Annotated in this window: 16 protein-coding genes; 6 read left to right on the forward strand and 10 right to left on the reverse strand. The window is 69.5% G+C overall.

All coding sequences use genetic code 11. The features are described 5' to 3' along the window. The first annotated feature begins 90 nt into the window (after positions 1-90). Both ASD84_RS12825 and ASD84_RS12830 read left to right on the forward strand, forming a co-directional pair. Positions 91-363, forward strand: coding sequence for a DUF4242 domain-containing protein (locus ASD84_RS12825; RefSeq protein WP_056711163.1), 273 nt, complete (start codon positions 91-93; stop codon positions 361-363). Between the two features lie 127 nt (positions 364-490). Continuing rightward, on the forward strand, positions 491-1,969 hold the full coding sequence (locus tag ASD84_RS12830; RefSeq protein ID WP_414858594.1) for an RNA polymerase sigma factor: 1,479 nt from the start codon (positions 491-493) through the stop codon (positions 1,967-1,969). Positions 1,970-2,036: 67 nt separating this feature from the next. Here ASD84_RS12830 and ASD84_RS12835 read toward each other — a convergent pair whose 3' ends face one another. From ASD84_RS12835 to ASD84_RS12860, 6 genes are all read right to left on the reverse strand, one after another. Continuing rightward, on the reverse strand, positions 2,037-2,621 hold the full coding sequence (locus tag ASD84_RS12835) for a thermonuclease family protein (RefSeq protein WP_056711168.1): 585 nt from the start codon (positions 2,619-2,621) through the stop codon (positions 2,037-2,039). A 93-nt stretch (positions 2,622-2,714) separates the two neighbouring features. After that, positions 2,715-3,524: an ABC transporter ATP-binding protein gene (locus tag ASD84_RS12840; protein ID WP_056712133.1), complete on the reverse strand. Its 810-nt coding sequence runs from the start codon at positions 3,522-3,524 to the stop codon at positions 2,715-2,717. A gap of 32 nt (positions 3,525-3,556) precedes the next feature. Beyond that, positions 3,557-4,624 (reverse strand): FecCD family ABC transporter permease, encoded by a 1,068-nt coding sequence (locus tag ASD84_RS12845; protein WP_056711170.1) that lies wholly within the window; start codon positions 4,622-4,624, stop codon positions 3,557-3,559. After that, entirely contained in the window at positions 4,621-5,691 is a 1,071-nt protein-coding gene (locus ASD84_RS12850; protein WP_235531101.1) for a FecCD family ABC transporter permease, read from the reverse strand. Before ASD84_RS12850 ends, ASD84_RS12845 begins: the two co-directional genes overlap by 4 nt. Continuing rightward, positions 5,684-6,691 (reverse strand): ABC transporter substrate-binding protein, encoded by a 1,008-nt coding sequence (locus tag ASD84_RS12855; protein WP_156391895.1) that lies wholly within the window; start codon positions 6,689-6,691, stop codon positions 5,684-5,686. Before ASD84_RS12855 ends, ASD84_RS12850 begins: the two co-directional genes overlap by 8 nt. 122 nt (positions 6,692-6,813) lie before the next feature. Then, complete coding sequence (locus ASD84_RS12860; protein ID WP_056711173.1) at positions 6,814-7,035, reverse strand: hypothetical protein; 222 nt, start codon at positions 7,033-7,035, stop codon at positions 6,814-6,816. A 303-nt stretch (positions 7,036-7,338) separates the two neighbouring features. Between ASD84_RS12860 and ASD84_RS12865 the strand changes: the two genes are divergently transcribed. After that, positions 7,339-9,432 (forward strand): DNA gyrase/topoisomerase IV subunit B, encoded by a 2,094-nt coding sequence (locus tag ASD84_RS12865; protein ID WP_056711175.1) that lies wholly within the window; start codon positions 7,339-7,341, stop codon positions 9,430-9,432. A 10-nt stretch (positions 9,433-9,442) separates the two neighbouring features. After that, entirely contained in the window at positions 9,443-9,820 is a 378-nt protein-coding gene (locus ASD84_RS12870) for a hypothetical protein (RefSeq protein ID WP_056711178.1), read from the forward strand. Positions 9,821-9,843: 23 nt separating this feature from the next. Here the strand turns inward: ASD84_RS12870 and ASD84_RS12875 are convergent, their stop codons facing one another. The 4 genes from ASD84_RS12875 to ASD84_RS12890 are packed head-to-tail and all read right to left on the reverse strand — an operon-like array spanning position 9,844 to position 15,345. Next, the gene (locus ASD84_RS12875; protein ID WP_056711180.1) at positions 9,844-10,338 is read right to left on the reverse strand and encodes a beta-class carbonic anhydrase; all 495 of its coding nucleotides are present in this window, start codon (positions 10,336-10,338) and stop codon (positions 9,844-9,846) included. Positions 10,339-10,347: 9 nt separating this feature from the next. Beyond that, positions 10,348-12,135 carry an MFS transporter gene (locus ASD84_RS12880; RefSeq protein WP_235531102.1) on the reverse strand — a complete coding sequence of 596 codons (1,788 nt, stop codon included), beginning with the start codon at positions 12,133-12,135 and terminating at the stop codon, positions 10,348-10,350. Next, positions 12,132-12,848 carry an LppX_LprAFG lipoprotein gene (locus ASD84_RS12885; protein WP_056711182.1) on the reverse strand — a complete coding sequence of 239 codons (717 nt, stop codon included), beginning with the start codon at positions 12,846-12,848 and terminating at the stop codon, positions 12,132-12,134. The genes ASD84_RS12880 and ASD84_RS12885 overlap by 4 nt, the downstream gene beginning before the upstream one ends. A 4-nt stretch (positions 12,849-12,852) precedes the next feature. Further along, positions 12,853-15,345, reverse strand: coding sequence for a DNA topoisomerase (ATP-hydrolyzing) subunit A (locus tag ASD84_RS12890; protein WP_056711185.1), 2,493 nt, complete (start codon positions 15,343-15,345; stop codon positions 12,853-12,855). A 71-nt stretch (positions 15,346-15,416) separates the two neighbouring features. Here ASD84_RS12890 and ASD84_RS12895 point away from each other — a divergent pair, with 71 nt between their 5' ends. Both ASD84_RS12895 and ASD84_RS12900 read left to right on the forward strand, forming a co-directional pair. After that, the gene (locus tag ASD84_RS12895; protein ID WP_235531103.1) at positions 15,417-15,980 is read left to right on the forward strand and encodes a dihydrofolate reductase family protein; all 564 of its coding nucleotides are present in this window, start codon (positions 15,417-15,419) and stop codon (positions 15,978-15,980) included. A gap of 112 nt (positions 15,981-16,092) precedes the next feature. Beyond that, positions 16,093-18,816 (forward strand): GNAT family N-acetyltransferase, encoded by a 2,724-nt coding sequence (locus tag ASD84_RS12900; protein WP_235531104.1) that lies wholly within the window; start codon positions 16,093-16,095, stop codon positions 18,814-18,816. Position 18,817 lies beyond the last annotated feature (1 nt).

Below are 18,817 nucleotides of genomic sequence, written 5' to 3' on the forward strand. Positions count from 1 at the left end.
TGGGTGCTCTGCCCGATGAGCGGACGGGCCGCCGCTCCTAGCGTCGGAGGTCAGGGATTCGACCCGGATCCACGACCAAGGAGAACTGACATGCCCAAGTACGTCATCGAACGCGAACTCCCCGGCGCCGGCCAGCTCTCGGCCGACGAGCTCCACGCCATCTCCGGCAAGTCCAACGCCGTCCTGGCCGGCATGGGCGGCCGGGCCCAGTGGCTGCAGAGCTACGTGACCGACGACAAGATCTTCTGCGTGTACATCGCCGAAGACGAAGCAGCTGTCCGCGAGCACGCCGAGGCTGGCGGATTTCCGTGCAACGACGTCAGCAAGGTGGGGACGATCATCGATCCGACGTCCGGCGAATGACCCGACGTGCGGGGCTCGCAAGGCCCCGCATGTCAGCCGGCGCCCGGACCCGTGGCAGAATGACGAAGCGGTCTTGACGCCTCCGGGCCTCGCCGCGCCCAAGTTCCGTTTGAATCGAGAGGTGTTCGTGTCTTCGAACCATCGTTCGGTCCCGCCCGCCGTGCTCACGCACCCGTCGATCGTCGCGCTGATTGATCGCGGCGCACCCTCGGGAAGTGTCGCCGCGGAGGACGTTCGTCAGGCCTGCGCGGCCGCTGATGTCGCCCCCGCCCACCTGAAGGGCCTGATGGGCCACCTGTCCGGTCTCGGGATCGCGGTGTCGCTCGGCTCGCCCGTCGAGCAGCGTGCAGTTGCTGCTGCTGCCCGCAAGCCGTCTGCCACGGTCACCGCCGCCAAGAAGGCGGCGCCGGCCAAGCCGGCCGCCCCGGCTGCGCCTGCCGCGGCTGCTGCCGCTCCGGCGAAGAAGGCTGCTGCCAAGAAGGCTGCGCCCGCGAAGGCCGCGGAGGTCGTCGACGCCGCCGCTGTTCCAGCGGTCGGCCCTGACGGCAAGAAGATCCTTCCCGACATCCCGGACGACCAGTTCGAGAAGGATGTCGTCGCCGACCCGACGATCAAGGAGGACGAGAAGACCGCGTCCTTCATCGTTTCCTCGGCCGACGAGACCGACGAGCCTGCCCAGCAGGTGATGGCCGCCGGCGCGACCGCCGACCCGGTCAAGGACTACCTCAAGCAGATCGGCAAGGTCCCCCTCCTCAACGCGGAGATGGAGGTCGAGCTCGCCAAGCGGATCGAGGCCGGCCTCTTCTCCGAGGAGAAGCTCGGCAAGGGCGGCAAGATCAGCCCGAAGATGACCGAAGAGCTCGAGTGGATCTCCGAGGACGGCCGCCGCGCCAAGAACCACCTCCTCGAGGCCAACCTGCGTCTCGTCGTCTCGCTCGCCAAGCGCTACACCGGCCGCGGCATGCTGTTCCTGGACCTGATCCAGGAGGGCAACCTCGGTCTGATCCGCGCGGTCGAGAAGTTCGACTACACCAAGGGCTACAAGTTCTCGACGTACGCCACGTGGTGGATCCGTCAGGCGATCACCCGCGCCATGGCCGACCAGGCCCGCACCATCCGGATCCCGGTCCACATGGTCGAGGTCATCAACAAGCTCGCCCGTGTCCAGCGCCAGATGCTGCAGGACCTCGGTCGCGAGCCCACTCCGGAAGAGCTCGCCAAGGAGCTCGACATGACCCCGGAGAAGGTCGTCGAGGTCCAGAAGTACGGCCGTGAGCCGATCTCGCTGCACACCCCCCTGGGTGAGGACGGCGACTCGGAGTTCGGTGACCTGATCGAGGACTCCGAGGCGATCGTCCCGGCCGACGCGGTCTCGTTCACGCTCCTGCAGGAGCAGCTGCACGCCGTCCTCGACACGCTCTCCGAGCGTGAAGCGGGCGTCGTGTCGATGCGCTTCGGCCTGACCGACGGCCAGCCGAAGACGCTCGATGAGATCGGCAAGGTCTACGGCGTGACCCGTGAGCGGATCCGCCAGATCGAGTCGAAGACGATGTCGAAGCTGCGCCACCCGTCGCGCTCGCAGGTCCTGCGCGACTACCTCGACTGACCGCACGCCGAGCACCACGACCGCCCCGTATCCGATTCGTCGGACACGGGGCGGTCGTACGTTCGGCTCAGCAGTGGCCCCAGATGCCGAGGCGGGCAAGCCGGGCGGACCGTTCCACCTGCTCGTAGGCAGCGCGCTTCTCGAACGTTCCGTTGCGGTAGACGTAGACCTCGGCCAGGCCGCGGGTGAGCTGGGCCTCCGACAGGTCCAACCGGTCGGACGACCTGCGCACGTAGCGCAGCAGTCGGTGGTACCTGTCGATGCGGGGCTGGTCGGGGTCGGCCCGCATCGCGATCCCGGTGCCGCGTGGCAGGAGTGCCTTCATCCGCCTCGACGCGGTGGAGCCGCCGCACTCGTGCTGGCCCTGGATCGTCTCCGGGGTGTCCATGCCGAGGATCCGGACGTAGCGCACCGCGCCGCTGGGGAGCCGTACGACGACCGTGTCGCCGTCCTGGACCCAGAGCACTCGCGCGTCCACGCGGACCGGCTCGACGGCCGCTACGGCGACGGCCGCCTGTGTCGACGCCGAGACGGGGAAGCCGTGTGTCACGGGGACCAGCGGGTGGGTGGATGCGTGGTGGGTCAGGCCTGCGACAAGGGTGCCGGCGATCAGCGTGGTGGCGAAGGACAGTCGGATGAGGGGCAGTCGCACGGGACCATGCGACAGGGCGCGGGTGGGCGTCCAGTGTGCACCGGGTGGATGTCGCGCGACGGCCCCGTGAACAGGAAAACCGGTAGGCCCCGGTCAGTCCCCGGAGGGCACGATCATGGGGGTGCCGGCGACGGGGTCGGGTACGACGACACAACCCAGCCCGAACGCCCGCTCGACGAGCGCAGCGGTGACGACCTCGCCCGGTGCGCCTTCGGCCAGGATCTCGCCGTCGCACATCACCACGAGGTGGTCGCTGTAGCGGCACGCGAGGTTGAGGTCGTGCAGCACGGTCACGATCGTGCGGCCGGTCTCCCGGTTGAGCGTGCGCAGCAGACGCAGCAGGTCGACCTGATGAGCGATGTCGAGGAAGGTCGTCGGCTCGTCGAGCAGCAGCAGGTCGGTCTCCTGCGCCAGCGCCATGGCGACCCAGACCCGCTGGCGCTGGCCGCCGGAGAGCTCGTGGAGCGGGCGGGCGACGAGCGATGCCGTGTCGGTGGCGTCCAGTGCGGCGGCCACCGCCTCGTCGTCCTGGGCAGACCAGTGCCGGAACCAGCCCTGGTGCGGGTGGCGGCCCCGCGAGACCAGGTCGCCGACCGTGATGCCGTCGGGTGCAACGGGTGTCTGGGGGAGCAGCCCCAGGATGCGGGCGACCTCCCGCGAGCCCCGGTCGAGGATCGGGGAGCCGTCGAGCAGCACCTCGCCGGTCCGCGGCCGGAGCAACCGGGCGAGCCCACGCAGCAGGGTCGACTTGCCGCACGCGTTGGCGCCCACGATGGCGGTGACCCGGCCGTCGAGGATGTCGAGGTCGAGGTCGTGCACGACCGTCCGGTCGTCGTACCCGAGAGCGAGGCCGCGGGCCACCAGGCGCGCGGCGGTTCGTTCGGCGGCGGTGGTCTCGGTCATGGTCTCCGTCATGGTCTCGGTCATGGGCGCGGTCATCCGCCCACTCCTCTCCGGTTGGTGGTGGCCAGCAGCCACAACAGGTACGGCGCGCCGACGGCTCCGGTGACGACACCGGTCGGCATCTCCACGGGCAGCACCTGCACGGCGACGTAATCGGCTACCAGGCACAGGATCGCGCCCACGGCACCGGCTGCCACGATGCCGCCGCGGGCCGGGCCGAGCAGGCGGTCGGCGACGGGACCGGCGACCAGCGCGACGAACGCGATGGGTCCGGCGACGGCAGTGGCCAGCGCGGTCAGGAGGACCCCGACGCCGAGCAGGATCAGCCGGGTGGGCTCGAGGCGGGTGCCGAGGCCGCGCGCGGTGTCGTCACCGAGCTCGACGTTGCGCAGCATCCGTTGCAGGACGGGCACGGTGGGCGCGAGCAGCAACAGGCACACCAGGAGCACGTTGTTCTCGGTGTCGCCGGCCTGGCCGATGGACCCGGTGAGCCAGTGCAGGGCTTCGCGCGCCTCGGTGAGCGAGGTCCGGGTCAGCAGGTAGCCGGTGATGCTGGTGGCGAAGGCGGACATCCCGATGCCGATCAGGATGAACCGGTAGCCGGACACGCCGTCGCGCCACGCGAGCAGGTACATCGCGCTGGCGAAGACCAGGGCGCCGGTCAGTGCGAGCACCGGGATGCTCAGGCCGGACAGTGCCGGGACGGCGAGGCCCGCGACGGCGAACACGCTCGCGCCGGCCGAGATCCCGACGAAGTCGGGAGACGCCAGCGGGTTCCGCAGCAGCTGCTGGAAGATCGTGCCGGCCGCGCCGAGCGCGAGGCCCACCCCGATCGCCGCCTTGACCTGCGGGACGGCCAGGTCCTGGACGATGAAGTCGACCGCCGCGTTGTCGCCGGTGCCGAGCAGTGATCCGAGCACCTGGCCGAAGGTCAGCCGGACCGACCCGCAGCACAGCGTGAGCAGGGCCAGCAGCAGCGCCACGGCGAGCAGCGCGGCCGGTACGACGGCGGCCCGCCGATGCCGCGACAGCCGGTGCCGTCGTACGACGACCGCGGTGGCTGCCGCGGTGGGAGACGAAGAACGCTGTGAGGTGGTCACAGCTCGGCCAGCCGGCTGTAGCGGACCAGCAGGATGAAGAACGGTGCACCGAGCATGCCCAGGACGACACCCACCTGCAGCTCGCCGTCGCCGCCCATGACCCGGCCGAGGATGTCGGCGCCGAGGAGCAGGAGCGGGCCGAGGAGCAGTGAGTACGGCAGGATCCAGCGGTAGTCCGGACCGCAGATCGCCCGGGCTACGTGAGGCACGACGAGACCGACGAAGACGATCGGGCCGCACGCCGCGGTGGCGGCGCCGCAGAGGACCGCGACGACCGTGAACAGGCCGATCCGGGTACGGGTCAGGGAGACGCCGAGTCCGCGGGCGGCGTCATCGCCGAGCGCGAGGGCATTGAGCGGGCGTCCGCAGAGGACGCCCACGACCAGCCCGACGACCAGGACCGGCGCGACGCCGGTGACGATCGGCGCGTAGCGGCCGGCCAGGGAGCCGACCTGCCAGAAGCGGTACTCCTGCTGCGCCTGCAGGTCGGTGAGCAGCAGGACGGTCGTGACGGCCATCAGTCCAGCGGTGATCGCGGCGCCGGCGAGCGCCATCTTGACCGGCGTCGCGCCGTCGCGGCCGAGCGAGCCGACGGCGTACACGAGAGCGGTGGCAGCCAGGGCACCGATGAAGGCGAGCACGACGTGGAGCTGGATGCCGGTCACGCCGAGGACGGTGATCCCCACGACCACGGCGAGGGCGGCGCCCGCCTCGATGCCCATGATCGAGGGGTCGGCCAGCGCGTTGCGGGTCAGGCCCTGCAGGACGGCTCCGGAGACGCCGAGCGCCGCGCCGACGAGGACGCCGAGGATCGTGCGCGGCACGCGCAGCTGCGTCGTGACGGTGTCGTCAGTGCTGACGTCAGTGCTGACGGCCGTGAAGTGGCGCAGCGCATCGATGACCTCGGTGAGTCCGATGGACCGCGAGCCCTGGGTGACGCTGAGGAAGGCGGTCAGCAGGACCAGCGCACCGAGGACGAGCAGCCCGGTCGCGAGAGCGCCCGGACGCCGGGCGGGGCTGACCCCACCCGGCGCCACGGTGGCGGTGGCCACCAGCTGGTCAGTCACCGATCAAGTCGTCGAGGCCGGAGAGCTCCTCGGTCAGCTTGTCGAGAGCCACGGCGTAGTGGCCGTAGGTGTGGAGCCAGAAGCCGGGCCACTCGACGATCTGGCCGGCCTTGGCCGCGCGGATGGAGTTCCACGTGGGCTGGTCCTGCACGGTCTTCTTGTCCGTGATGATGCTGCGGCTGTCGAACATCAGCACGTCGGGCTGGTACTTGTCGGCCTTCTCCCAGCTCAGGTTCTCCCAGTACGGGAAGCCCTTGTCGGGGGAGTCGGGCTCGACGATGTCGAGGCCCCACCGGTCGAAGTCGAGCAGCTCAGGTGCGTACTCGGGGTTGGCGACGTAGAGCAGGTCGCTGGCGGGGGACACCGCGAGGGCGGTGAAGTCCTTGTCCTCCATCGCCGCGATGAACGCGTCGCGCGACTTCTCGAAGGCCGCCTTGTCCTTGCTGCCCTGGGAGTTCTCGACGTCCGCACCGAGGCTCTCGGCGAGGTCCTCGTAGCCCTCGGCGAGGTCGAGGATCGAGTCACCCTGGGACGCACCGACGACGGGAGCGAGCTCGGCGAGCTTCTTGCTCTTGGCCTTCACGCCGTCCTCGAAGCCCGAGTGGGCCTTCTCGGCCGGCCACCAGTCCGCGACGATCAGGTCCGGGGTGAGGGTCGAGGCCTTGGCGACGTCGATCGAGCCCCACTCCTCGCCGAGGATCTCGATCCCGGTGAGGTCCAGGTCCTTGAGGTTCGGGTCGGTCGTGACCGGCTCGTCGGCGTAGATCCCGACCGGCTTGATGCCGTACGCCATCAGCGCGGCGGCCTCGGCGCCGTGGGCGATGATCCGGGTCGGCGCCTTGTCGAGCTTGACGACCTCGCCGGAGCCGTCGGTGAACTCCCAGGGCCGGTCGGGGACCTTGGCGTCCTTGGCGTCGGAGCTGTCGGCGATGTCGGAGCTGCACGCGGCGGTGCCGAGCGTGAGCACGCTCGCGAGCGCGAGGGCAAGAGTTCTCTTCACACAGGAAAGGCTAACCTAACCAAGGTTGGCCTTGGTGGGTGGCCCGGCCCGTGAAATGCCCGGCCCGTGAAATGCACAGAACCCCGGGCCGTGGGTCCGGGGCTCTGTGGTGGAACGTCGACTCAGTCGTCGGCGAAGGCCGGTTTCGTGGTCAGCTTGTGGGTCTCGTCGTGGACGTTCGCCGCGATCTCCTTGAGCTTGTCACCGTGCTCGCGAGCGTGGTGGGCACAGAAGAGCAGTTCGCCACCCGAGGTGAGTTCTACGCGGAGGTAGGCCTGGGCACCACAACGGTCGCAGCGATCCTCCGCGGTGAGCGGGGCGCTGGGAGCAACGATAGTTGTCATCTCGGCCTCTCTTTCTTCGTCTTCACCCCTATCGGGTGTCGACGTGATCAACGTAGCGACTGGATCAAAGATTCCCGTCTGGGTGTGGTTCATTCCACTTGCGTGGAACTTCATACAACCACCTGACGGGGGTTCACTGTTCGATTTTCCACCGCTTGAAACATGCCTGTGATCATCCGATCGATCAGGGTTTCCTGATCCGTCCGGCCGCGTTGCCGGTGCCTGTCATCGTCCCGCCGCCGGAGTCCGTGTGCCTGCACCGGACTCCGGCGTGTCGCCGGTAGATTCGTACCCTCATCCCGCATTGATCAACGTTTCACCGAGGAGAAGGTCATCGCCGACAACACGTACAACGCAGCGCATCTGCTGGTCCTTGAGGGCCTCGAGGCCGTGCGGAAGCGTCCGGGGATGTACATCGGCTCCACCGACACCCGCGGGTTGATGCACTGCCTCTGGGAGATCATCGACAACGGCGTGGACGAGGCGCTCGCGGGCGCCGCCCACAAGGTCGAGGTCACCCTGCTGGCCGACGGCTCCGTCGAGGTGTACGACGACGGGCGCGGCATCCCGACGGACAAGGAGCCCAAGAGCGGGCTGACCGGCGTCGAGCTGGTCGCGACCAAGCTCCACGCGGGCGGCAAGTTCGGCGGGTCGTCGTACGCCGCCACGGGTGGCCTGCACGGCGTCGGCCTGTCCGTGGTCAATGCGTTGTCGAGCCGGATGGACATCGACGTCGACCGTTCCCCGGCCACCCAGGGGATGAGCTTCCAGCGCGGCGCCCCCGGCACCTTCGCCGGCGAGGGTCCGGACGCCGCGTTCACCCCGGCAACGGGTCTGACCCGCAAGGGAGGCCGCGTCGCCAAGGGCAAGTCGGGCACCCGGATCCGGTTCTGGCCGGACCGCCAGATCTTCACCAGGGACTCGGAGTTCCTGCTCGACGGCCTGATCGGTCGTGCCCGGCAGACCTCCTTCATCGTGCCCGGCCTCGAGCTCGTCATCCGCGACCAGCGCACGTCCGAGCACACCGAGGAACGGTTCCGCCACGACGGCGGCATCGGCGAGTTCTGCGAGTTCCTGGCGCACGACGAGGCCATCACCGACGTACTCCGCCTGCAGGGCAGCGACACCTTCACCGAGACGGTGCCGATGCTCGACGACAAGGGCCACATGAGCCCGCAGGACGTCGAGCGCGAGCTGGTCGTCGACGTCGCCGCGCGGTGGGGCACCGGCTACGACACCGAGGTCAAGTCGTTCGTCAACGTGATCGCGACGCCCAAGGGCGGAACCCACGTCGCCGGCTTCGAGGCCGCGCTGACCAAGACGTTCAACGAGGCGATGCGCGCCACCAAGGCGCTCAAGGTCAACGACGACAACGTGGTCAAGGACGACATCCTCGAGGGGATGACGGCGGTCGTCACGGTGCGCCTGGCCGAGCCACAGTTCGAGGGCCAGACCAAGGAGATCCTCGGCACCCCCGCGGCGAAGGCGGTGGTGAGCAAGGTCGTGGCGCAGCAGCTCAAGGAGTTCCTGACCTCGACCAAACGCCTCGAGAAGGCCCAGGCCAAGCTCCTCATGGAGAAGGTCGTCGGTGCCTCGAAGACCCGCATCGCCGCACGCCAGCACAAGGAGACCCAGCGCCGGAAGAACGCGCTCGAGTCGTCCTCGCTGCCGTCCAAGCTGGCCGACTGCCGCGCCAACGACAACGAGCGCACCGAGCTCTTCATCGTCGAGGGTGACTCCGCCCTCGGTACGGCGAAGCTGGCCCGCAACGCGGAGTTCCAGGCGCTGCTGCCGATCCGGGGCAAGATCCTCAACGTCCAGAAGGCCTCGGTCGGCGACATGCTGAAGAACACCGAGTGTGCCTCGATCATCCAGGTCGTCGGCGCCGGATCGGGCCGGACGTTCGACCTCGAGGCCCGGCGCTACGGCCGGATCATCTTCATGGCGGACGCCGACTCCGACGGCGCCCACATCCGGTGCCTGCTGGCGACCCTGTTCTTCAAGTACATGCCCGACCTGGTCGCCGAGGGCCGCGTCTACACCGCCGTCCCGCCGCTGCACCGGATCGAGATCTCCAACCCGAAGAAGGGCCAGGAGAAGTACGTCTACACGTTCTCGGACCCCGAGCTGCAGCGGAAGCTCGCCGAGCTCAAGAAGAAGAACATCCGCTGGAAGGACCCGGTGCAGCGCTACAAGGGTCTCGGCGAGATGGACGCCGACCAGCTGGCGGAGACCACGATGGACCCCCGTCGTCGTACCCTCCGGCGGCTGACGGTCGACGACGCTGCCGTGTCGGCCGAGGTGTTCGAGCTGCTCATGGGCAGTGACGTCGCTCCGCGCAAGGAGTTCATCGTCCAGGGTGCGTACGAGGTCGACATGGAATCGCTCGACGCGTGAGAGTGGCCCCATGACGGTCTCCGACACACGCGCCGCGGTGGTCAAGGTGCTGAAGGCGCGCGGAGCCAAGGCTCGGCGCGGTCACCTGCGGCTGCAGGTCGGCGACCTGTTCTGGTACGTCGACCCCCGGGTCACGGGCGTCGGCCAGCGCGCGACGCTGGCGCTCGAGGTCGGCTGCTGGCTGCCGGACCTGCCGCCCGAGCCGGACGGCGGGGCGGTGGACTGCCCGCTGCTGATGGACCACCCGGTCGCGGACCCGGTGGCCGACACCGGGACGTTGCTCGACCTGCTCGGCTCGATCGGCACGCTGGCCGAACTGCGGTCCCGCCTCGACGAGCTGACGGGCGCGCTGGTCGACAAGCGGCTCCGCGCGCTGCTCGACGCCTGAACCGGCCCCTGGCCAGCCCGGGCTCAGACCTGCTGGGTCAGCAGGCCGGTGTCGACGTCGTAGATGAAGCCGCCGACCTCGATGGCCTCCGGGATCAGTGGGTGTGACCGGACCTTGCGGACGTCGTCGGCCAGCGCGATCTTCTGGTCCTCGATCACGTGGAACCGGTGCCACGACACGTCCTGGCCGGTCGCCTCGCCGATCTTCGCCTGGATCTCCGCCTCCGAGGAGGAGGCCATCGCGCAGCGGGTGTGGGGGATCACCAGGATCCGGTCGACGTTGAGCAGGTGCACGCCCAGGACCAGCGCCTCGAGCGCAGCCTCGGTCACACGGCCACCCGGGTTGCGGAAGATCTTCGCGTCGCCGTACTTCAGGCCGAGCATCTTCAGCGGGTCGATCCGGGAGTCCATGCAGGTCACGATCGCGACACCAGCATGGGCCTTGCCGTCGAAACCGCTGAACTTGAACTGGTCCGCGAAATCGCGATTGGCCTTCAACAGGTCATCGAAATTGCCCATGGGACCAGCCTATCCGGCCGTTCGGAGCACTTCCGCGGTGTCCACTTCGCGAGTACCCGCACGGGCAAACAGGATCAGTGCGAGTACGGCGGCCCCGAACGCCGCCACGCCGGCGCCCACGAACACGGCGTGCTCCTGGACGATGCCGAGCTCGCGGATGCCGAGTGACGGATCGGCTGCCTGGGTCGCGTAGAGACGACGCAGGCCTATGGTGGTCAGCGCCGAGATGCCGACCAGCATGCCGATCATCCGGGCCACCACGACCAGCGCGCTCGCCAGGCCGTGGGAGTCGTCGTCGGTGTTGGCGAGGATCGCGGCGTTGACGGGTGCCAGTGCGAGGCCGAAGCCGAAGCCGCCGATCACCAGCGGCACGTTCGAGCCGAAGCCGTCGAGGCTGGTGGCGTCCCACTGCGCCATCGCGAGGAACGAGCCACCCGCCGCAGCCATGCCGATCGCGGTCAGCACGCCGGCATTGAGGCGGCGCAGCAGCCAGCCGCCGACGATGGCGCCGAACGGCAGGGCTGCCAGGAACCGGAGCAGGACCAGGGCGGCGCCGAGCTGGGAGTCCGGTTGCGTGGTGGTGCGAGCGAACAGCGGGATGTCGACGAGCGCTGCGATCAGCGCCCAGCCGACGAGGAAGCTGACCACCAGCGCACCCCACGCGGGCGTCGCCCGCAACGCGCCGCGCGGCACGATCGGGTCATCGGCGCGCCGCAGGTGCACCAGCAGCAGGACGACGGCCAGGGCCGAGCCGACGAGGAACCACGGCCCCTGCGGGGAGAAGACCGCGACCTCCGGGTCGGCGGTCGCGAACGCCAGCACGATCCCGCCGAGGGCCGCGGCGAGCAGGCCGGCGCCCAGCAGGTCGGCGGCCAGCAGGTGCCCGAACCAGTTGCGCAGGTCGACCAGGGGCCGGGGGAGGAACCAGCAGGCGAGCAGGAAGGCGACGAACGCGCCGATGGTGATCAGGCCGATCGGGGTGATCCACCGGCTGCCGCCGTCGGTGTACGGGATGAAGAGCTGGCCCCACGTCAGGTCGCGCTGGATGGAGGCGGGTTCGAGGAAGGTGATCACGCCGGCGACGAGGGTGGTGGCCAGGAGGACGGCGGTGAGGACCCCGGTGGTTGAGGTGCGAGCGAAGCGAGCCTCGAAACCTCCGGGCTTGCCTGTGTGAGGTGGCCCGGGGGTTTCGAGGCTCGCTGGCGCTCGCACCTCAACCACCGGGCGAGCCAGGGCGGTGACGACCAGGACGAGGAGCACGCCGCCGGCGAGGTTGATCGCGAAGATCCCGCGCCAGGAGGTGAAGGACAGCACGAGTGCGCCGAACAACGGTCCGAGCACGCTGCCGAACTCCTGGACCGCGGAGACGAGGCCGAGCGGCAGGCCGCGGCGCTCGATCGGGTACAGCGCGGCGACCAGTGACATCGTCGCGGGCACCAGGCCGCCGCCGCCGACGCCCTGCAGGAAACGACCGGCGACCATGCTCGGCAGGTCGTACGACACGGCGGTGACCAGCGAGCCGATCGAGAACAGCACCAGCGACATCACCAGCACCGGCACCTGGCCACGCAGGTCGGCGATCCGGCCGATCAGCGGCAGCATGGCGACGTACCCGAGCAGGAAGCCGGAGACGATCGGTGCTGCGCGCTGCAGCTCGTCGATGGGGATGCCGACGCCGGCCATCATGTCCGGCAGGGCGAGGACGACGACGTAGGTGTCGACCGCTGCGAACGCGACTGCGACCGCGCAGAAGGTGAGGAGAAGCCGGTCCCTGCTCATTCCGGTCATGCCGGTCATTCCGGTGCGGAGATGTCCTTGGTGACGTCGTACTCAGTGACGTCGATCGTGTAGGTGACCTCGTCGGAGTCGGGGAAGAAGACCCCGGTCAGCCGCGCGGAGCGGAGATAGCCCTTGTCGTCGACGCGGTACGTCGCATCGAACGCGTCACCTTCGGCGCAGGGCAGGATCCCGCGGATCGAGTCGCCCGTGGCCTTCCCGGTGTAGGTGCTGAACGTCTCCTTGTTGTCCTTGCCGCCGCGCTCGGTCTTGCCGGCGGAGACGTCCTCGGTGCTGGTCAGCACCGAGGAGACACCCGAGTCGGGGTCCAGGAGCAGCGCCGGATCGGGAGCGCAGAGGTCCTCGGGCTGGAAGCGGTCGCTCCAGCCGCCGAGGAGGGCGTGGTTGATGTACATCGTGCCGCCGACCGAGATCACCGGGACGCCCGTGACCGGAATGCCCGAGACGTTGCCGTTGGCCGTGCCCTCGAACGCAGGAGGCTCGGCGGTGATCGTCCCGCTCGCCGCCGAGAGGTAGTCGACACCGGGGTCGTCGCCGGTGGAGATGGACAGCTCGATGCCGCTGGTCTCGTCGAGGAGCTTCTTCGCCTTGGCGCCGGCGTCGGACCAGTCCGCGCCGGCCTTGGGCTCGTCACCTGAACAGGCGGCGAGGCCGGTCACCGCGAACAGGCCAGTGAGCAGCGCGGCGGCCACTCGGGTGCGTCCGATCGTCATGGCATCACCCTGACACATCGGAGGTCAGGCTCGCGGTCAGGATGGCCGACAGCGGCCCTGCCGCGGCGGCGACTGCCTGGCTTCCGGGCACGCCCGATCCGTCGCGGCGGCCGATGGCTGCGGGCAGGTCGATCGGAGCCCCGCTGGCGGCGGCGGCGCGGGCGGGCGCCGTACCGGCCCAGGCGAAGACGAGGGTGTCCTCGCCCTTGAGGAACCGGTGGCAACGCACGCCGCCGGTGGCGCGGCCCTTGGCGGGGTACTCGGCAAAGTCGGTCACCTTGACCGCACCCGGCTCGGTGCCGGGCAGTGCGGTCGACGAGCCGGAGGACGTGACGACCACGGCGGGGGAGGCGAGGTCGAGGACTCCGAACCACGCGACGCTCTCGCCGGACGTGAGCTTCACGCCGGCCATGCCGCCGCCGGAGCGTCCCTGCGGACGGACCCCCGCGGCGCCGAAGTGCAGGAGTTGGGCGTCTGTGGTGATGAAGCAGAGCTCTTCGGAGCCGCTGACCAGCTCGACGGCGCCGACGACCTCGTCGCCGTCCGCGAGGCGGATGACGTCCCACTCGTCCTTGCTGATGACCTCGGGGTTGACCCGCTTCACGACACCCTGCTTCGTGCCGAGCGCCAGTCCGGGCCCTTCGGTGGCCAGCGAGGTCAGCGCCAGTGCCCGCTCTCCGGGCGCAAGGTCGAGGACCTCGGTGAGCGGCAGGCCGCCCGAGAGGTTCGGCTCGTTGGCGGACGGCGGGATCGCGGGAAGGTCCAGGACGCCGAGCCGGAGCAGCCGCCCGGTCGAGGTCAGCACACCCACGTCGGCGCGGGCCGTCGTACGGATGGCGGAGACGATCACGTCGTGGTTGGCGCGACCGCCGCCGGTGCCGATGTCCTCGGCGTTGGTGGTGCGGGCCAGCAGGCCGGTCGAGGACAGCAGCGCGAAGCAGGGCTCGTCCGCCACCTCCAGCGGTGCGGCCGCTGCGGTGATCGCGGTCGAGCCGGCCGACTCGAGCAGGACGGTACGACGGGGGGTGCCGAAGGTCTTGGCGATCTCGGCCAGCTCGTTGGAGACGACCTTCTTCAGCAGGCCCTCGTCGGCGAGGATCGCGTCGAGCTCCTCGATCTCCTTGCGCAGCTCCGACTGCTCCTTCTCCAGGTCGATCCGGGAGAAGCGGGTGAGGCGGCGCAGCTGCATCTCGAGGATGTACTCGGCCTGGGCGTCGGAGAGGTCGAAGACGCTCATCAGGCGCTCGCGTGCGGTTGCGGCGTCGTCGCTGGTGCGGATCAGCTGGATGACCTCGTCGATGTCGATCAGCGCGAGCAGCAGGCCGTCGACCAGGTGCAGGCGCGCGGCCTTCTTGTTGCGGCGGAACTGCGAACGACGGCGGACGACCTCGTAGCGGTGCTCGAGGAAGACCTCGAGCAGCTCCTTCAGCCCGAGCGTGCGGGGCTGCCCGTCGACGAGCGCGACGTTGTTGATGCCGAAGGACTCCTCCATCGGCGTCTGCTTGTAGAGCTGCTCGAGCAGGGCTTCGGGGACGAAGCCGTTCTTGACCTCGATGACCAGGCGCAGGCCGTGCGACCGGTCGGTGAGGTCCTTCATGTCGGCGATGCCCTGGATCTTCTTGGTCTGGACCAGGACCTTGATCCGCTCCATGACCTTCTCGGTGCCGATGTTGAAGGGCAGCTCCGTCACGACGATGCCCTTGCGGCGACCGATGGTCTCGATCCGCGCGGTGGCGCGCATCTTGAAGACGCCGCGGCCGGTCTCGTAGGCGTCGCGGACGCCGTCGAGCCCGACGATCTTGCCGCCCGTCGGGAGATCGGGACCCGGGATGAACCGCATGATCCCGTCGAGGTCGGTCTTCGGGTGCACGATCAGGTGGCGCAGCGCCTGCACGACCTCGATCAGGTTGTGCGGGGCCATGTTGGTCGCCATGCCGACCGCGATGCCGGTCGTGCCGTTGACGACGAGGTTCGGGATGGCGGAGGGCAGGACGGTCGGTTCGTACTCGCGGCTGTCGTAGTTGGGCTTGAAGTCGACGGTGTCCTCGTCGATCGAGTCCGTCATCGCGACCGCGGCGGGCGCCATCCGGGCCTCGGTGTACCGCATCGCCGCCGGCGGGTCCTCGCCACCCGGCGACCCGAAGTTGCCGTGGCCGTCGACCATCGGCAGCCGCATCGACCACGGTTGCGCCGTACGGACCAGGGCGTCGTAGATGGCCGTGTCGCCGTGCGGGTGCAGGCGACCCATCACCTCACCGACGATGCGCGCGCACTTGGAATGGCCGCGGTCGGGCCGCAGGCCCATGTCGTTCATCGTGTAGTAGATCCGGCGCTGGACCGGCTTGAGGCCGTCGCGCGCGTCGGGCAGGGCCCGGGAGTAGATGACGGAGTAGGCGTACTCCAGGAAGGACGACTGCATCTCGTCACCGATGTCGGTGTCGAGGATGTGCTCCTCGAAGTCCTCCGGAAGGGGTTCCTGCTTCGTACGACGTGCCATGCGGGTCATTCTCACGGGTGGCCCGATGAATCCGGGGAGGTGGTCCGGTCTGTCCCGACATGGCAACCGTGATGACGCACGCAGTGGTCTCGGCGGACGGGTTCATCGCCGACGACAACGACGAGGTCGGACCGCTGTTCGACTGGTACTTCAACGGCGACGTGCCGCTGGACTTCATGGACATGAAGATGTCGCAGGCCTCCTACGACTACACCCGCCCGATGTGGGACTCGATCGGCGCGACGATCATGGGTCGCCGCCTGTTCGACCAGACGAACGGCTGGGAGGCCCAGCCCCCGGCGGGCGAGCACCTGGTCGTCGTGTCCCACCGGCCCAAGCCGGAGGGCTGGCACCCGGAGAAGGACGTGCCGTTCTTCGACGACATCGGGGCGGCCGTGGCCGAGGCCCGGGACCGCGCCGGGGACGGCGTCGTCGCGGTCTGCGCGGGCGACGTCGGCGGCCAGGCGGTCGCGCTCGGGCTGGTCGACGAGGTCGCCATGGACGTCGTCCCGGTGGTGTTCGGGTCGGGCCGGAGGTACTTCGGACCGATCGAGACCCAGCACCTCCTGGAGGACCCGCACGTGGTCGTCCAGGGCAACCGGGTCCTCCACCTGAGGTTCCGCGTACGCCGGTAGGGGTCTCGAGACGGTTGCTGCGCAACCTCCTCGACCAACGGGACCCGGTTGCTGCGCAACCTCCTCGACCACCGGGACCCCGGGACGGGGGTCCGACCGATAGATTTCTTCCGTGAGCGCTGGCGACCCGACCCCGACCGAGGAGATTCAGGCACCGCCCGCGCACTGGGAGGGCGACGTACTGCTCCGTGACGGGCGTACGGCGCACATCCGCCCGATCCGGCCCGACGACGAAGACCTGATGGTCGAGTTCTACGCGCGGGTGTCCGACGAGTCGAAGTACTACCGGTTCTTCTCGCCGATGCCGGTCCTCTCGGACCGCGACGTACGACGGTTCACGCACGTCGACCACCGGGACCGCGTCGCGCTGGTGATGATCCTGCAGGAGCGCATGATCGCCGTCGGTCGGTACGACGTCGTGGCTGACAACGAGGCCGAGGTTGCCTTCCTCGTGGAGGACGGGCACCAGGGACGTGGCATCGCGCAGCTGTTGCTCGAGCACCTCGCCCAGGCTGGTCGCGAGCGAGGGGTCGAGCGCTTCACCGCCGAGGTGCTGCCCGACAACAGCCGGATGATCCACACCTTCCGTGACGCCGGCTACCGGGTGGCCAGCGGCTACCACGACGGCGTGATCACCCTCGAGTTCCCGATCGACCCGACCGACACGGCCATCGGGGTGATGCGCGATCGCGAGCACGCCGCGGAGGCGGCCTCCATCCAGCGCTTCTTCCACCCCAAGTCGGTCGCGATCATCGGCGCCAGTCGCCGCCAGGACACGATCGGCCAGGTGCTGGTCCGCAACCTGGTGACCGCCAATTTCACCGGCCGGGTCTACGTCGTGAACCCGAGCGCACCCGCGGTCTCGGGCATGCCGGCCTACAAGAACGTCAACGAGATCCCCGACGACGTCGACGTCGCGATCGTCGCGGTGCCCGCCGATGCGGTCACCGACGTCGTGCTCGACTGCGCCAACAAGGGCGTGCACGGCCTGATCGTGATCTCCTCCGGCTTCGCGGAGACGGGGGAGGAGGGTCGCAAGCGTCAGCGGCACCTCGCCGGGCTCTGCCGCTCCTACGGCCTGCGCCTGATCGGACCCAACTGCCTGGGTGTCATCAACACCGACCCGACGGTCCAGGTCAACGCGTCCCTCTCGTCGGTCATGCCGACCCGCGGTCGTGCCGGCTTCTTCTGCCAGTCGGGTGCGCTGGGCTCGGCGATCCTCGAGAAGGTCAAGAACCGTGGCCTCGGCATCTCGACCTTCGTCAGCGCGGGCAACCGTGCCGACGTCTCGGGCAACGACCTCCTGCAGTACTGGGAGGAGGACGACGCCACCGAGGTCGTGATGATGTACCTCGAGTCGATCGGTAACCCGCGCAAGTTCTCGCGGATCGCGCGCCGGGTCTCCCAGCGCAAGCCGATCGTGGCGGTGCGCTCCGGGCGCACCACCCAGGGTGTGCCCATGGGCCACGCCGTACGACGCATCGGTGCGCCCCAGGCCGCGGTGGACGCGATGTTCCGCCAGGCCGGCGTGATCCAGGTCGACACCCTCGACGACATGTTCGACGTCGCCCAGCTGCTCGCCCACCAGCCCCTTCCTCGCGGACGCCGGGTCGCCATCGTGGGCAACTCCGACGCACTCGGCCTGCTCGCCGCCGACGCGGCCTCCGCTGTCGGTCTCGTGGTCAACCGCTCCGTCGCCCTCGGTGCGTCCGCCACTGCGGAGGACTTCGAGGACGCCCTCGACAACGCGATCGACGACCCCGACGTCGACTCGGTGATCGCGGTCTACATCCCGCCGCTCGACGTCACCGGCGAAGAGGTCGCGAACGTCCTGGCCGCCGTGGGCGAACAGTCCGACAAGCCGCTGGTCTCCTCGTTCCTCGGTGCCGAGGGCATCCCCGAGCTGCTGCGCGTGCCCGACGTGGCCGGTTCCTCTGCCGGACGTGGCTCGGTTCCGTCGTACCCCGCGGTCGAGGCGGCGGTCCGCGCGCTCGCCCGTGTCGTCGAGTACGCCGTCTGGCTGCACGCGCCGGACGGTCCGGCCGCCGAGGCGGGCGAGGTGGACCTGCCCGCCGCGCGAAAGCTGGTCGACGGGGTGCTCCGGGCAGCCGGCGACGAGGCCGGGGACCGTGAGATCGAGCTCGACCAGCTGCTCGTCACCGAGCTGCTGGGCCACTACGGGATCGACCTGTGGCCCACCCGCCCGGTCGCCGACTCGGCCGCCGCGGTCGTGGCCGGCGAGGACCTCGGCTGGGACGTCGTCCTGAAGTCGACGCTGGACTCGCTGCGCGAGCGACCCGACCAGACGCACGTGTGGCGCAACATCAGCGACGCCGACGACATGCGGGACGCGTGGGAGACGCTGACCCAGCTGATCGACCCGACGATGGGCCGGTTCGTGGTCCAGCGCAGCGCACCTCCGGGCGTCCCGGTCGCCATCCGCTCGTTCGAGGACCCGTTGTTCGGGCCGGTCGTCTCCTTCGGCATCTCCGGTCCGGTGATCGAGCTCCTCGGCGACTGGTCCTACCGGATTCCGCCGCTGGGTCAGCACGAGGTGGCCTCCATGGTGCGCGAGGTGAAGAGCTCGCCGCTGCTGTTCGGCTACCGCGGCGCCGACGCCGTCGACGTCGCCGCGGTCGAGGACCTGATCACCCGGGTCGCCGCGCTGAAGAACGACCTGCCGAACGTCAGCTCCCTGGAGCTCACCCTCGTGCTGGCGGGCGTCGAAGGCGCGCAGACGCTGACCGCGACCGCACGGGTCGCGACGATCAAGGACCCGCGCCCGGACTCGCTGGTACGACGGATGCCCGACCTGGAGTCCACCATCCCGGATTGAG

Source organism: Nocardioides sp. Root682 (assembly GCF_001427795.1).
In the GTDB taxonomy this organism is placed as follows: domain Bacteria; phylum Actinomycetota; class Actinomycetes; order Propionibacteriales; family Nocardioidaceae; genus Nocardioides.

Coding starts and splice junctions, on each gene's coding strand:
- ASD84_RS12825 (WP_056711163.1), top strand. CDS start 91: ATGCCCAAGTACGTCATCGAACGCGAACTCCCCGGCGCCGGCCAGCTC.
- ASD84_RS12840 (WP_056712133.1), bottom strand. CDS start 3,524: ATGACCGAGACCACCGCCGCCGAACGAACCGCCGCGCGCCTGGTGGCC.
- ASD84_RS12860 (WP_056711173.1), bottom strand. CDS start 7,035: ATGACAACTATCGTTGCTCCCAGCGCCCCGCTCACCGCGGAGGATCGC.
- ASD84_RS12870 (WP_056711178.1), top strand. CDS start 9,443: ATGACGGTCTCCGACACACGCGCCGCGGTGGTCAAGGTGCTGAAGGCG.
- ASD84_RS12875 (WP_056711180.1), bottom strand. CDS start 10,338: ATGGGCAATTTCGATGACCTGTTGAAGGCCAATCGCGATTTCGCGGAC.
- ASD84_RS12880 (WP_235531102.1), bottom strand. CDS start 12,135: ATGACCGGCATGACCGGAATGAGCAGGGACCGGCTTCTCCTCACCTTC.
- ASD84_RS12885 (WP_056711182.1), bottom strand. CDS start 12,848: ATGACGATCGGACGCACCCGAGTGGCCGCCGCGCTGCTCACTGGCCTG.
- ASD84_RS12890 (WP_056711185.1), bottom strand. CDS start 15,345: ATGGCACGTCGTACGAAGCAGGAACCCCTTCCGGAGGACTTCGAGGAG.
- ASD84_RS12895 (WP_235531103.1), top strand. CDS start 15,417: ATGACGCACGCAGTGGTCTCGGCGGACGGGTTCATCGCCGACGACAAC.